Origin of the sequence: Streptomyces sp. NPDC059452 (assembly GCF_042750035.1) — a bacterium.
In the GTDB taxonomy this organism is placed as follows: Bacteria; Actinomycetota; Actinomycetes; order Streptomycetales; family Streptomycetaceae; genus Streptomyces.
The window spans coordinates 1-14,138 of record NZ_JBHYVE010000043.1; the positions used below are offsets into that span (position 1 = coordinate 1).

Sequence of the window (14,138 nt, forward strand, 5' to 3'; positions counted from 1 at the left end):
GCGATGATCCGCGTTCCGCCCCGCCCGCTGCCCGTACGCCGGTATCCGCCGGCCTCACACCGTCCGCTCAGACGCGGCGGTGGCGCCCGTAGTACTCACCCGTCGTGCGGTGGAAGTCCGAGTCGCCGATGTGCTTGTCCTTGTCGAACTCCGGGGCTTCCTTGATCTGGTCCTTCGTGAGGTCTATGTAGACCTTCTTGTCGTCGGCGTCGATCCGGCTGACCGTGCCCGCCGGGAGCAGGACGTGCTTGCCGAAGATCCATACGCCGGTGTCGACCACCAGGTACGAGGACGTGACGTCGTCGGAGTGCTTGTCGACCTTGCCGATGCTGCCGTCCGTCGCCTCGACCTTGTAACCGATCAGGTCGGTACCGGCGGTGTGGCCGGCGGTCGGCTGGTAGCCCCACAGGTTCTCGCTCATAAGTGCTCCTTCGATCTTCGATCGCACGTGAATGATTCCGCCGTGCTCACTTCCTGAGCAACCGCTGCCAGCCTCGTGCCCGGCACCTTCGGCACCATGTCTGTGAACTCGTGCGTTTTTCGATCCATTTCGCGGGAATTCGACGCCCCCGCGGCCGCGCCCCCGCGCGGCGCCGGAAGAAGAATCATGGGTTTCGGAACGGCTGGGGCGTCAACGCTATGAAGGACCTGCCCGCAGGCGTGGACGGGGCCGCAGCTCGACCGAGGGTGTTCCAGCATGGGCGTAGAGCAATCCGGCCCTGATCACCGGCTTCGCGATGTGGCGAGGGCGGTGCGCGGGGTCATCGAGCTGCTGGAGGTCTACTGGGCGCGGGCCCCCGACACGTCCTCGCCCGTCACCGTGTCCGCGCCGCAGCTCCGGGTGATGTACGTGCTCGAACGGCGGGAGGGCATCAATCTGCGGCGGCTCGGCGCGGAGCTGGAGGCCGCCCCGTCGTCGGTGAGCCGCCTGTGCGACCGGCTGGAGGCCATCGGCTTCGTACGGCGGTCCTCCAGCACGGCCAGTCGGCGCGAGGTCGAGCTGCGGCTGACCGCGCAGGGGCGGGCGCACCTGGACCGGCTGCGGGACCTGCGCGAGGAGCGGCTGGCGGCCGTCCTGGCGCGGGCGTCACCGGCCTCGCGGGCCCGGCTGATGGAGGCCGTGGAGGCCATCCGCGCCGCGCTCACCGTCGTACGGGCGGAGCCGCCGAACGATGGGGCGGGGCGACGTACGGGCTGACGCCCCCGACCCCCCTCACCACTCCCGTGCCGCGATCAGTTCCTCCCCGTCCGCGTCCTCGAAGCCGTACGCCTGCGCGATGAACCAGAACGCCTCGCCTATCTCCTCCCGGGCCACCGTCTCGATCTCGCTGCCCGCCGCCTCGAACTCCGCCTCCAGGGCGTTGAACTCCTCCGTCGCCCCCTCGGTCAGGCGGTACAGCGCCGACAGGTCCCCCGGCCGTTCGGCCTCGATCCGCTCGCACAGGCGCAGCAGCACCGCCCGGCCCCGGTCCAGGACGTGGTCCGGGAAGTAGTCGTCCTCGTACAGCGGGAGCAAGAACGCGTGCTCCGCCACCTGCTGGTTCATGATCGTCACGATGTCCCCTCCACCCGCACCCACCCGCATCCCCCGTACCGATGCGCTTCCATCGATCGTGCACCACACCACTGACAACGCCCACGCGCGTGCTCAGCATCACCCTGGACAGCTCCTTGACCGACCGGTAACTTCGATAGGGAATGAGCAAGCGCTTAGCCCTGCCCGGTGAGCGTGCGCGAGCGACCGACACACCAGCCGACCAAGGAGGCACCCCGTGCGCCGTACGGTATTCAACGAGGACCACGAGGCGTTCCGGGAGACCATCCGCGCCTTCATCGCCGCCGAGGTCGTGCCGGTGTACGACGAGTGGTTCGCCGCCGGTGAGGTGCCGCGTGACTTCTACCTCAAGCTCGGTGAGCTGGGCATCTTCGGTATCGAGGTCGACGAGGAGTACGGCGGCGCGGGCATCGACTCGCACAAGTACGAGGCCGTCATCTACGAGGAGACCTCCCGCGCGGGTGTCTCCTTCGGCGGCTCCGGCGTGCACACGCTGCTCGGCCTCCCGTACATCAAGATGCTCGCCACCGACGAGCAGAAGAAGCGCTGGCTGCCGAAGTTCGCGACCGGCGAGGAGATGTGGGCCCTCGCGATGACCGAGCCGGGCACCGGCTCCGACGTCGCGGGCATGAAGACCACCGCCAAGCTCTCCGAGGACGGCACGCACTACGTCCTCAACGGCGCGAAGACCTTCATCACCGGTGGCGTCCACGCCGACCGCGTGATCGTCTGTGCCCGTACCGCCGCCCCGCGCGAGGACGACCGCCGCTTCGGCATCTCCCTCTTCGCCGTCGACACCAAGTCCGAGGGCTACTCGGTCGGCCGCAAGCTCGACAAGCTCGGCCTGAAGACCTCCGACACCGCCGAGCTGGCGTTCGTCGACGTCAAGGTCCCGGTCGAGGACCTCATGGGCGAGGAGAACAAGGGCTTCGGCTACCTCGGCACCAACCTGGCCTCCGAGCGCTGGGGCATCGCCTTCGGCGCGTACGCGCAGGCCGCCGCAGCCGTCCGGTTCGCCAAGGAGTACGTGCAGGAGCGCACGGTCTTCGGCAAGACCGTCGCCTCCTTCCAGAACACCAAGTTCGAGCTGGCCGCCTGCCAGGCCGAGGTGGACGCGGCCCAGGCCGTCGCCGACCGCGCCCTGGAGGCCCTGGACGCCGGTGAACTCACGGCGGCGGAGGCCGCCTCCGCCAAGCTGTTCTGCACCGAGGTCGCCCACCGCGTCATCGACCGCTGCCTCCAGCTCCACGGCGGCTACGGCTTCATGAACGAGTACCCGATCGCCCGCCTGTACGCGGACAACCGGGTCAACCGCATCTACGGCGGCACCAGCGAGGTCATGAAGTCGATCATCGCCAAGTCGATGGGGCTGTAGGCAGCACGCCCTTCCACAAGGCGGTAAGGACTACGTTCACTCCATGAGCGCAGCACTCGATTCCCTGCTCGATCTGCTCGACCTGGAGCAGATCGAGCGGGACATCTTCCGGGGCGCGAGCCGCAGTTCGGTCGTGCCCCGGGTGTTCGGCGGGCAGGTCGCGGCCCAGGCGCTGGTCGCCGCGGGCCGTACCGTCCCCGCCGAGCGGGTGGCCCACTCCCTGCACGCGTACTTCCTGCGGGCCGGTGATCCGGGCGCGCCCATCGTCTACAGCGTCGACCGCATCCGCGACGGGAAGTCCTTCACCACCCGCCGGGTCGTCGCCGTCCAGCACGGGCAGCCGATCTTCCACCTCTCCGCGTCCTTCCAGACGTACGAGGACGGGCTGGAGCACCAGGCGGACATGCCCGCCTCCCCCGATCCGGAGACCCTGCCCACGGCCGCCGAGATGCTGCCGCGGTACGCGCACCTCTTCGCCGACCCCGGAATGGCCGACCGGCTGATCGAGGCGCGGGCCGCCGTCGACCTGCGGTATGTGGACGCGCCGCCGTTCGGCACGGTGGGCGAGGCGCGCGAGCCGCGCTCGCAGGTCTGGTTCCGGACCAACGGCAAGCTCGCGGACGACCCGCTGCTGCACGTCTGCATGGCCACGTACGTCTCCGACATGACGCTCCTGGACTCGGTGCTCCTGGCCCACGGGCGGGGCGGCTGGGCGGTCGGGGACGTGGTCGGGGCGAGCCTGGACCACGCGATGTGGTTCCACCGGCCCTTCCGGGCGGACGAGTGGCTGCTGTACGACCAGGAGTCGCCGTCGGCCTCCGGCGGGCGGGGGCTGGGCCAGGCCCGTATCCACACCGCCGACGGGCGCCTGGCGATCACCGTCATCCAGGAGGGTGTCGTCCGGGTCCCTCGTTGACCAGCGGCGGGATGAGCACCGCCTGCCGCCCCATTTCGGACATACTCCCCACCATGAGCGACTCGAAAGCTGATGGCGGGGAGTCCACCTTCACGGTGATCGTGGCGGCCCTCGCCAACCTCGGCATCGCCGTGGCGAAGGCCGTCGCCGGGCTGATCAGCGGGTCGAGCGCGATGCTCTCCGAGGCGGCCCACTCGGTCGCGGACACCGTCACCGAGGTCATGCTCCTCACCGCGCTCAAGCGGAGCGAGAAGCCGGCCGACGAGGACCACCCCCTCGGTTACGGCCCCGAACGCTACATCTGGGCCATGCTCGCCTCCATCGCCACCTTCGTCGGCGGTGCGGTCTTCTCGATCTACGACGGGGTGCACACCCTGATCGCGGGCGAGGAGCTGGGCGACCCGCTCGTCTCGTACGTGGTCCTCGGCGTCGCCTTCCTGCTGGAGGGCTACTCCCTGCGCACCGGCGTCAAACAGGTCCGGCGCGAGGCGGCCCGGCTGCGAGTGCCGGACACGTACTACCTGCGCCACACGCCCGACACCGCCGTGAAGGCCGTCGTCATGGAGGACTCGGCGGCCCTGATCGGACTGCTGCTGGCGGCGGGCGGGCTGCTCGGCGGGCAGCTCACGGGGTCGGGGGTCTGGGACGGGATCGCGTCCTGCCTGATCGGCCTGCTCCTGGTGTACGTGGCCTGGGTGCTCGGGCGGTCCAACGCGCAACTGCTCATCGGGCGGCCGCTGCCCGCGGCGATGCGGGCGGGGGTGCGCGAGGAGCTGAAGTCCGTACCGCACATCGTCGGCGTACTGGAGCTGACCACGCTCATCCAGGGGCCGAGCGAGATCCTGATCGCCGCGAAGATCGACTTCCGGGACATGGCCACCGCCGAGGAGGTCGAGTGGGCGTGCGAGGAGGCGGAGGCACAGTTGCGGGAGCGGTTCCCGTCGGTCCGGCGGGTGTATCTGGACCCGACGCCGGGGCATGAGCAGCGGCGTCGGCGGGAACAGCGGCAGCCCCCCGGCTCCTGAGCCTCAGCCTCACGGCCCCGCCCCAGGCCTTATGCCGCGGGCTCCTCCGCGAGGGGCCCCGCCCCAGGCCCTACGCCGCAGGCTCCTCCGCGAGGGGCGGCGCCACAGGCCCCGCGGGCTCCGGCGTCGCCTCCTCCTCCAGCAGTCCCGCCGCGTGCAGCAGGTACTCCGTCATCGGGTCGTAGAAGCGCGGGTCGGTGACGTGGTCGTCCAGGGGGACGGTGACCTGGAGGGTGCCCTCCGACTCGCCGAGGAAGAGGGCCGGGTCGTTGCAGTCCGCGTAACCGATCGCGTCCAGCCCCCGCTGGCCCGCGCACCCCGCCCAGCCGTGGTCCGCGACGACGAGGTCGGGCAGCGGGCGGCCCAGGTGCGCCATGGCGTCCAGGATGGCGGCCATCGGGGCCGGGGAGTGGGTGTGCCAGAGGGTCGCCCCGCGCTCCAGCATCGCCACGTCGGCGAACTGGAAGACCATGCCCTCGTCCGCCATCAGCCCCGACGGGATGCGGACGATCTCGCAGCCCGCCCGGCGCAGCGCGTCCGCCGTCTGCCGGTGCACGTCCAGCAGGCCGCCCGGGTGGCCGGTGGCGAACAGGACGCGCTCCCGGCCGTCCGCCGCCTTGCGCAGGCGGGCCGCCATCCGCTCCAGGGCGTCCACCGTCAGCTCGGGATCGATGGTGTCCTGGCCCGTCCGGTGGGCGGGGTCGTCGTTCACTCCGCAGCGCTCGGCCATCACCGCGAGCACGTCCTGCTCGTCGGTCCAGCGGTCGCCGAGCTCCAGGCCCAGCCAGTAGTGGCGGTCACCGTTGGCGAGCTTGCGGTAGTGGGAGAGGTTGTTGTCGCGTGGCGTGGCGACGTCCCCCGCGATACGCGTACGGACGAGGTGGTCGACGAGGGCGGCGCGGCTGGGTATCGGCATGCACCCATTGTGCCGTCCGGGGTGCGGGGCGTGCCCGGTATCCCGTACGCCGGACACCCCGGCCGTCCCGTACGCAGGGCGCTCCCGCCGCAAGCCCCCGTAACTCTTCCGGACTCTTCCGGGATTGTTCATCCGCCCGTGACCTGCGCCTTCCTCGGCCCGACGGGTGCGGCCGGTCGAATGGGAACGCCCAGAGGTCTGGACCAATTGAGTCACGCCAATCCGCTGTCTCATTTCCGCCCACCACCTCGCTCTCGCGCAAGTGGTCTATACCTTTGGCACTAGGGTGGGCCACCTGAAACGGGTACATACACAGCCGTGGGGGGCTTTATGACCGTGCATCACCTTCCGCAACCACCGTCCGACGACGAGCTGTACTGGTACTTCGGGCCGCAGCGCCGCTGGGTCCTGGTGAGCAGTTCACTCGCCTTCGTCTTCACCGCGGCCACCATGTTCGCCTTCGCCCTGCGGACCCCGGCGCTCTGGGCGTTCCTCGCGATCCTCGGGCTGAACGTCGTGGCACTCCTGCTCTCCTCCGTCAACAGCCTGCGCAAGCGGCGGCTGACCCGGCCGTCGCACGAGATCCTCATCCGTGCCTGGCAGCCCGCCGAACTGCCCTCCGTGGACCTGTACTTGCCGACCTGCGGCGAGCCGCTCCCCATCCTCGCCAACGCCTACCGCGCGGTCGCCGCCGTGGACTGGCCGGGCGCGCTGACCGTCTGGGTGCTGGACGACGGCGACCGGCCCGAGGTCGCCGCGCTGGCCGCCTCGTACGGGTACGAGTACGTCGTCCGCCCCGACCGGGGCCACCTGAAGAAGGCGGGCAACCTCAACCACGCCCTCACGCTGAGCAGTTCGGAGTACATCGCGATCCTGGACGCGGACTTCGCGCCCCGCCCGGACTTCCTGCGCCACCTGGTGCCGTACCTCGCCGACCCCGCCGTCGGCATCGTGCAGAGCCCGCAGTGGTTCGACACCGACGAGGACATGGGGTGGATCCAGCGCGCCGCGGGCTCCGCCCAGGAGTGGTTCTTCCGCTGGATCCAGCCGTCCCGGGATGCCAGTGACGCCGCCATCTGCTGCGGCTCCAACGCCGTCTACCGGCGCAGCGCGATCGACCTGGCCGGCGGCTTCGCCCGGCTCGACCACAGCGAGGACCTGTACACCGGGCTCGCGCTGCACGAGAAGGGGTTCCGCACGCAGTACGTCCCCGTGCTGGTCGCCAAGGGGACCTCGCCCGACGAGCTCACCTCCTTCGTCAACCAGCAGTACCGGTGGGCGATGGGCAACCTCCATCTGCTCGGGACCCCGGTCCTGAAGCGGATGCGGGCGCCCTGGCGGATGCGGCTCTGCTTCTACGAGGGAGTCGTCGGGTACCTCACCACGGCCGTGAACACCTTCGCCGCGCCGCTGCCGCCACTGGTGATGATGTTCTGGTATCCGGACCACATCCGGCCCTGGCACGTCCTGCCGCTGCTCGCCCCGCTCTGGCTCTGGCATGTGCTGCTCCCCCGGATCAGCCGGACCCGGTGGCGGGTCGAGGTCATCCGGGCCAACGTCCTCACCAGCGTGGCCGCCGCCACCGCGTTCCTGCACACGCTGCGGGGGCGCAGCGCCGCCTGGGTGCCCACAGGGGCGCAGAACAAGGGGAGTTCGGGGTCGATGGCCCGCCGGGTGGTGGGCGTCTCGCTGGTCTGGCTGGTCCTCTCCAACGGGGCGGCGGCGACGGGCATCGCGCTGGCCGTGGCCCGTAACGGCTGGGAGCCCAACTGGGGCCTGGGCCTGTACCTGTTGGTGCAGCTCCACATCAATGTGCCGCTGGTACGGGACCTGTTGGCCGAGCTGCGTCCGACGAGGGCTGGGAGCCGTCCGGTGGGGGCTGAGATCCTCCCGGTGGGGGACGAGGTCCATCCGGCGGAGGCTGCGCTCCATTCGGCGGGGGCCGAGCTCCGTCCCGCAGAAGCCAGGCCCCATCCCGCAGAAGCCGGACTCCATCCGGCAGAAGCCAAGCCCAATCCCGCAGGAGCCAAGCCCCATCCCGCAGAGGCCGGGCCCCGTCCGGTGGGGCGGTCCGCGAAGCTGCTCGCCGCCCTGCGCTCCCGTACGGCCCCGCACCCGCGCCCCGCACCCGGCATGCTGCCCCGCCGCTGGCCCGAGACCCTCGCCGCCTCCGCCGTCCTCCTGCTCACCGGTCTGCTCGCCTCGGGATGGGTCAACCCCATGCTCCCCTGGTCGGGCTGAGCCGCGCTGAAAGGCCTCACCACCATGCCCTTCCTCCTGGCTCCCGGCCCACGCCGGAAGCGATCCGCGCAGACCTCCGCACCGGCCTCCGTCCCGCCGCCCGCACCACCCGCCGCGCGCTCCGGCGGCGGCGAGTCCGGGCCGAGCCCGCACCGCTCCACCTTCCGGCCCGACATCGAGGGGCTGCGCGCGGTCGCCGTCCTCTCCGTCCTTGCCTTCCACGCCGAAATCCCGGGCACGGCGGGCGGGTTCATCGGGGTCGACGTCTTCTTCGTCATCTCCGGCTACCTGATCACCGGCCTGCTCGTCCGCGAGGCGATCAGTACCGGCCGCATCCGGCTCGGCGACTTCTTCTCCCGCCGGGCCCGGCGCCTGCTGCCCTCGGCGGCCGTGGTGCTCGCGGCCGTGGCGGTGGCCGGGGCCTGGCTGACCGTACCGCTGCGCCGCACCGACCTGGAGTACGACGTCCTCGCGGCGGCGCTCTCCGTCGCCAACTGGCGGTTCGTCTCCCAGCAGACCGACTACCTCGCCGCCGGGCACGACCAGAGCCCGCTGCTGCACTTCTGGTCGCTCGCCGTGGAGGAGCAGTTCTACCTCTTCTGGGCCCCGCTCCTCGCGGTCGTCGTCCTCTGCGCCACCCGTGCGGTCCGCCGGGGCCGGGCCGTGCGGTCGGCCGTGGCGCTGGTCACCGGGGTGCTGGTCCTCGGCTCGTTCGCGCTGTCCCTGCACTGGACGGAGCACTCGGTCTCGCTCGCGTACCTCGGAACGCCCTCACGCGTCTGGCAGTTCGGCGTCGGGGCGCTGCTCGCGCTGCTGCCGTGGCACCTGCTGCGCGGCCCGCGTCCGCTGCGACTGCTGTGCGGCTGGGGCGGGGCCGTGGCGATCGGCTGGTGCGTGGTGGCGTACGACGCCTCGACGCCGTACCCCGGTTACGCGGCGCTCGTCCCGACCCTGGCCACCGCCGCCGTGATCCTCGCCGCGATACCCGGCCGGGGCGAGCGGAACGTCCAGGGCACCTACGGGGTCGGGCGGCTGCTGGCGGGGCGGGGGCCCCGGGCGGTCGGGCGGCTCTCGTACAACCTGTACCTGTGGCACTGGCCGGTGCTCGTCCTCGCCGAGGCCCGGTTCGGCACGCTGGGCTGGCCCGCGAAGACCGCGCTGACGCTGGCGGCCGTACTGCCCGCCCTCGCCACGATGCGCTGGGTCGAGCAGCCGCTGCGCCGCAGCCGTACGGTCTCCGAACTCCCGCGCCGGGGCTTGGCGGTGGGCGTCTCCGCCATCGTGCTGCCGGTCGCGCTGGCCCTGGTGGTGGGCACGGCGACGCTGCACCTGATGGGCCCGACCACGCCGGTCGACGTCAAGGGTCTCCCGCCGGGCGCCGCCGCCGGGCCGTCGCTGCTCGGGGCCTCCGCAGGGGACGGCCCGGTGGTGCCGAGCCCGGCGCAGGCGCGCAAGGACTTCCCGCCGGACGAGGGCTGCCAGGTCGCCCCGGAGGTGACGCGGAGCCCGGAGTGCCTGTTCGGGGCGGTGGAGAGCCCGGACCGGATCGTGCTGCTCGGCGACTCGCACGCGGGCCAGTGGTTCTCCCCGATGCTGGCGCTGGCCGCCCAACGCGGCTGGGCGCTCCAGGAGTTGGTCAAGCAGGGTTGCCCGCTACCGCAGTTGACGGTGGAGAGCCCTCAACTGGGCCGCACCTACCGGGAGTGCGACACCTGGCGTGCGGACGTCCTGGAGCGGTTGCGTACGGGGCCCACGCCCCGGCTCATCGTGATCGCCTCCCTCAACCGGTACACCGATGACCGTGAACTCCTCACCTCCGCCTGGGAGAAGACCCTGCGCCCGCTGCGGGAGACCGGCGCCCCGATCGTGTACATCGAGGACACCCCCGTACCCGGTACGGACATCCCCGCCTGCGTCTCCGGCTCTCCCGATGATGCCGCCGCCTGTGCGTTCGACCGGGCGGAGGCGGTCCCGGCCGATCCGCTGGCGCGGCGGATCGCGGCGGGGAAGGTGCCGGGCGTACGGTCCATCAGCGTGAACCCGGTCCTGTGCCCGGGGGACGGCCCGACCTGCCCGGCCGTAAGGGACCGCATCCTGCTCTACCGGGACGACGCCCACCTGACGAACGTGGCGGCCGTCGTCCTCACCCCGAGGCTGGAGCGGCTGCTGACGGAGGCGGGGGCGCTGCCGACGGCCACAACCCCTGCGGCCCCCGGAGCCGACGGCTGGACCGAGCTGCTGCGGGACGACTTCGAGGGGGCCGCGGGCAGCCGCCCCTCCCCCGTGAACTGGCAGTACGACATCGGCACCTGCTACCCCGGCTGCCCGGCCCCGCAGTGGGGAACCGGCGAGATCGAGACCATGACCGACTCCACCGACAACGTCCGCCTGGACGGGAAGGGCGCACTGGAGATCGTCCCCACCAGGAAGGGTGACCAGTGGAGTTCGGGCCGGATCGAGACCGTACGTTCCGACTTCGCGCCGCCGCCCGGCGGGGTGCTGCGGATCGAGGCGTCGATCGCGCTGCCGGACGTGACCGGGCCGAAGGCGGCGGGCTACTGGCCGGCGTTCTGGACCCTGGGCGCCTCGCTGCGCGACGGGTACACGGGGTGGCCGGGCGTCGGTGAGCTGGACATCATGGAGTCCGTCAACGGCCGGGACACCGTCTTCGGCTCGATGCACTGCGGGGTGCTGGACGGCGGGCCGTGCGAGGAGCCCGTGGGGCTGACCTCGGGTCCGCAGCCGTGCGCGACCTGCCGTACGGAGTTCCACTCGTACGCCGTGGAAGTGGACCTGGGCGCGGACGAGGTCCGCTGGTATCTGGACGGCCGCGTGTACCACCGGGTGAGCGCCGACCGGATGGACGCCGGGACCTGGAAGCGGGCGGTGGACCACGGGGTGTTCCTGATCCTCAACGTGGCGATCGGCGGCAAGCTCCCGGAGGCGGACGGCGCCACGGCCGGGCCGGACACCGAACCGGGCCATCCGATGCGGGTGGACCACGTCACGGTCTCGGTCAAGGACGGGGGCTGAGCCCCTCGACGGTGAGCGTGAAGAGGCGGTCGGCCTGGACCATCGGTTCCGCGTGGTGCTCGGTGGCCAGGGCGATGCCGACGGCGAGGGTGATCAGGTCGTGGAAGGTGACGCCCGGCCTGACCACCTCGTCGCGCAGGGCGCGCCGGAGCAGGGGGGTGGCCGCGCTTTCGAGCAGCGCGGCGCAGGAGTGCGGCGCGGGGGTGGCGGTGGGGGTGGCGGTCGGGCCGTGGGGGGAGGCGTCGGCGGGCGCGGTGGTGGGGACGGTGGTGGGCGCTTCAGCGGGGGCGTCCGTGCGGGGGGGCTCGGTGGGGGGCTCGTAGGTGAGGGCGTCGGCCAGGCCGCGGGCGGAGACGGCGTACCGCACGAGGTCGTGGAGCCAGTCCAGCAGGGCGGTCCGGCTGTCGCCGGACCGGCTCAGCGCGTCCGCCCGGTCGCAGAGGGCCTGGATGCGTTCCTGGAAGACGGCTTCGAGCAGGGCCTGCCGGGTGGGGAAGTGGCGGCGCACGGTGGCGGAGCCGACACCGGCGGTACGGGCGACCTGTTCGAGGGAGGCGGCGGCGCCGTGCCGGGCGACCTCCGCCTCCGCCACGGCGAGGATGCGGCTGTAGTTGCGGCGGGCGTCCGAGCGCTGACCGGGCACGTGCTCTCCTTCTCTCCTCGCCAAGTGGCTCCTTGCCAAGTGGCTCTCCTCGCCAAGTGGCTCCTTGCCAAGTGGCTCTCCTCGCCAAGTGGCTCCTCGCCGAGTGGCTCCTTGCCAAGTGGCCCTCCTTGCCAAGTGGCGGGCCCCGCCATATCGTACCGAGCAGGAAACGGCGGGCCCCGCCGTTTCACGTTCCCCGAGCTGCGCCGCTCCCTGGGTACGCAGCTCTCCCCCAGCTGCGCCGTTCCCGACCCGCGAGGAGACACAGCCATGGCATCACGTTCCGCCCCCGTACTGGTCACCGGTGCCACCGGACGTCAGGGCGGGGCCGTCACCCGGGCGCTGCTGGCGGCGAACGTGCCGGTGCGCGCGCTGGTGCGCAACCCGCACTCCCCGCGCGCGCAGGCCGTCGAGGCGCTGGGCGTCGAACTGGTCACCGGAGACCTCGCCGACCGGCCCTCGCTGGATCCGGCCTGCGCGGGCGTCCGTGCCGTGTTCTCGGTGCAGATGCCGCCGATGGACGGGGCCGGGACCGGGATCGACTTCGGCGCGGAGCTGGCCCAGGCGACCCATCTGATCGAGGCGGCGCGGGCCGTCGGCGTACCCCAGTTCGTCCAGTCCTCGACCAGCGGGGTCGGGCGGCACACGGAGACACCGGGCTGGGCGGCGGGCCGGTGGGCGGCGCTGGAGGGCTACTTCGACACCAAGCAGGCGATCCTGGAGCAGGTGCGCGGGGCGGGCTTCGCCCGCTGGACCGTGGTCAAGCCCGCGTTCTTCATGGACAACCTGCCCCAACTGGCGCCCCACGGACCCGAAGGCGGCCTGGCGACGGTCCTGCTGCCGGACACGGTCCTGGCGCTGGTGGCGACCGAGGACATCGGCGCGGCCGTCTCCCACGCCGTACGGGATCCCGACCGCTTCCACCGGGTGGAGCTGGAGCTCGCCGGGGATCTGCTCACCATGGAGGAGGTCGCCCGGACGCTGTCCGCCGCGTGGAACGTACGGGTGGAGGCACCGACGATGAGCCTCGACGAGGCCCTCGCGGCGGGCATGCCGACGTGGGGCGCCGGACACCTCTGGAGCAACGCCGTCACCCAGCCGGCCCGCCCCGAACTCGCCCGGGCGCTCGGGATTCCGGTGACCACGTTCGCCGCCTGGACGCACGATCACCTGACGACGGCCTGAGAACGGCCTTCAGACGCGGGGCGACGGCCGCCCCCACAACGTGACCGCACGCAGCAGCCGTTCGACCGGGCCGAGGCGGTGGCGCCTCATCAGCCAGGCGGAGGCGGCGAGTTGGAACCCGTAGAAGAGCAACGCCCCGCCCACCACGGCCGCCGCACCGGCCCGGCCGTACAGGGCCGCCCCGTAACCGGTGAAGACGAGGGCCATCACGAGCGACTGCGTCAGGTAGTTGGTGAGGGCCATGCGGCCCGCCGGGGCCAGCCGGGCGGCGAGGCGGGCACCGCGCGGGGTGGTGAACCAGAGGAGGAGGCCGCCGGCGTACGCGGCGCTGAGCGCCGGGGCGGTGATCATTCCGACGAGGAACAGCGGGACCTCCCAGCGGGCGCCCAGCGGTCCCACCATGCCCGCCGCCATGAGCGCGCCGCCGGGCAGCCCGACGGCGAAGCCCCAGACACAGATCCGGCGCAGCCGGACCGCGCGGGCCGGGGCGTCCGTCAGCAGGCGGCGCCGCCCCGCCACGAACCCGGCCAGGAACGCGGCGACGACCATGCCTCCCATCATGAAGAGCCCGGCCACGAGGTCGCCCCAGGCATCCATGTTGGCGCGGACGACATCGGCCGGGCCGCCCCGGTACGCGGCGGTCAGCTCGGCCGTCCGGGTGGCGAGGGCCCCGTCCTCGTCGCCCGGGTCCACCAGGGCGAGGAGCGCCGCGAGGAGCAGGTAGAGCGTGGCGACGGCCCCGTACACCCAGAGCGCGGCACGCCACACCCCGGCCGGGTCGGCGGCCCGGACGGCGAGGAGGACCAGGCCGAGGACGGCGTACGTGGTGAGGATGTCGCCGGGGTACAACAGGACGGCGTGCAGGGCGCCGAGCACGAACAGGCCGAGCAGACGGCGCAGCATCCTGGGCCTGAAGGAGGCGCCGTCGCGTTCGGCCGAGGCCATCTGGAGGGTGAAGCTGTAGCCGAAGAGGAAGGAGAACAGCAGGTAGAACTTGGTCTGCACGAACATCATGACGAGCCACTGCGCCACCTGGTCCGCGGCTGTGGCGTCCGGTCCGCCGCCGCGCTGCCCGTCGAGGCCCGCCATCACCAGGACGTTGGCCAGGAAGATGCCGCAGAGGGCGAAGCCGCGCAGCGCGTCGACCTCGACGATGCGGTGGGGCCGGAGGGTTCCGGCCGTCAGCTCGATGGTGCCCGGGCGGTTCACCGAACCGCTGGTGTCCGGACGGTTCACCAAACCGCTGGTG

Annotated in this window: 12 protein-coding genes; 7 read left to right on the forward strand and 5 right to left on the reverse strand. The window is 72.1% G+C overall.

The window, feature by feature from the left end; genetic code table 11:
- Nucleotides 1-67 precede the first annotated feature (67 nt).
- The gene (locus ACFW9Z_RS33830; RefSeq protein WP_384647024.1) at nt 68-421 is read right to left on the reverse strand and encodes a PRC-barrel domain-containing protein; all 354 of its coding nucleotides are present in this window, start codon (nt 419-421) and stop codon (nt 68-70) included.
- A 276-nt stretch (nt 422-697) separates the two neighbouring features.
- Here ACFW9Z_RS33830 and ACFW9Z_RS33835 point away from each other — a divergent pair, with 276 nt between their 5' ends.
- Nucleotides 698-1,198 carry a MarR family winged helix-turn-helix transcriptional regulator gene (locus ACFW9Z_RS33835; protein WP_384647026.1) on the forward strand — a complete coding sequence of 167 codons (501 nt, stop codon included), beginning with the start codon at nt 698-700 and terminating at the stop codon, nt 1,196-1,198.
- A gap of 15 nt (nt 1,199-1,213) precedes the next feature.
- Here the strand turns inward: ACFW9Z_RS33835 and ACFW9Z_RS33840 are convergent, their stop codons facing one another.
- Nucleotides 1,214-1,555, reverse strand: coding sequence for a DUF5713 family protein (locus tag ACFW9Z_RS33840; RefSeq protein ID WP_384647028.1), 342 nt, complete (start codon nt 1,553-1,555; stop codon nt 1,214-1,216).
- 217 nt (nt 1,556-1,772) lie between these two features.
- On the opposite strand from ACFW9Z_RS33840, the gene ACFW9Z_RS33845 reads away from it, so the two are divergent.
- From ACFW9Z_RS33845 to ACFW9Z_RS33855, 3 genes are read left to right on the forward strand one after another with little or no spacing between them, the layout of a single operon-like run.
- Entirely contained in the window at nt 1,773-2,930 is a 1,158-nt protein-coding gene (locus tag ACFW9Z_RS33845) for an acyl-CoA dehydrogenase family protein (RefSeq protein ID WP_384647031.1), read from the forward strand.
- A gap of 43 nt (nt 2,931-2,973) precedes the next feature.
- Nucleotides 2,974-3,846 carry an acyl-CoA thioesterase gene (locus ACFW9Z_RS33850; RefSeq protein ID WP_384647034.1) on the forward strand — a complete coding sequence of 291 codons (873 nt, stop codon included), beginning with the start codon at nt 2,974-2,976 and terminating at the stop codon, nt 3,844-3,846.
- Between the two features lie 53 nt (nt 3,847-3,899).
- On the forward strand, nt 3,900-4,871 hold the full coding sequence (locus ACFW9Z_RS33855) for a cation diffusion facilitator family transporter (protein ID WP_384647036.1): 972 nt from the start codon (nt 3,900-3,902) through the stop codon (nt 4,869-4,871).
- 70 nt (nt 4,872-4,941) lie between these two features.
- Here the strand turns inward: ACFW9Z_RS33855 and ACFW9Z_RS33860 are convergent, their stop codons facing one another.
- Nucleotides 4,942-5,787, reverse strand: a complete 846-nt coding sequence (locus ACFW9Z_RS33860; protein ID WP_384647038.1) for a phosphatase — start codon at nt 5,785-5,787, stop codon at nt 4,942-4,944.
- Between the two features lie 330 nt (nt 5,788-6,117).
- On the opposite strand from ACFW9Z_RS33860, the gene ACFW9Z_RS33865 reads away from it, so the two are divergent.
- Complete coding sequence (locus ACFW9Z_RS33865; protein ID WP_384647040.1) at nt 6,118-8,028, forward strand: glycosyltransferase family 2 protein; 1,911 nt, start codon at nt 6,118-6,120, stop codon at nt 8,026-8,028.
- 24 nt (nt 8,029-8,052) lie between these two features.
- Nucleotides 8,053-11,061 carry an SGNH hydrolase domain-containing protein gene (locus tag ACFW9Z_RS33870; RefSeq protein ID WP_384647042.1) on the forward strand — a complete coding sequence of 1,003 codons (3,009 nt, stop codon included), beginning with the start codon at nt 8,053-8,055 and terminating at the stop codon, nt 11,059-11,061.
- Here the strand turns inward: ACFW9Z_RS33870 and ACFW9Z_RS33875 are convergent.
- Nucleotides 11,045-11,704: a TetR/AcrR family transcriptional regulator gene (locus ACFW9Z_RS33875; RefSeq protein WP_384647044.1), complete on the reverse strand. Its 660-nt coding sequence runs from the start codon at nt 11,702-11,704 to the stop codon at nt 11,045-11,047. The two genes, ACFW9Z_RS33870 and ACFW9Z_RS33875, sit on opposite strands and share 17 nt — an antisense overlap.
- Before the next feature lie 270 nt (nt 11,705-11,974).
- Here ACFW9Z_RS33875 and ACFW9Z_RS33880 point away from each other — a divergent pair, with 270 nt between their 5' ends.
- The gene (locus ACFW9Z_RS33880) at nt 11,975-12,889 is read left to right on the forward strand and encodes an NmrA family NAD(P)-binding protein (RefSeq protein WP_384647046.1); all 915 of its coding nucleotides are present in this window, start codon (nt 11,975-11,977) and stop codon (nt 12,887-12,889) included.
- Between the two features lie 9 nt (nt 12,890-12,898).
- Here the strand turns inward: ACFW9Z_RS33880 and ACFW9Z_RS33885 are convergent, their stop codons facing one another.
- Nucleotides 12,899-14,125: a DUF418 domain-containing protein gene (locus ACFW9Z_RS33885; RefSeq protein ID WP_384647107.1), complete on the reverse strand. Its 1,227-nt coding sequence runs from the start codon at nt 14,123-14,125 to the stop codon at nt 12,899-12,901.
- Nucleotides 14,126-14,138: the final 13 nt, after the last annotated feature.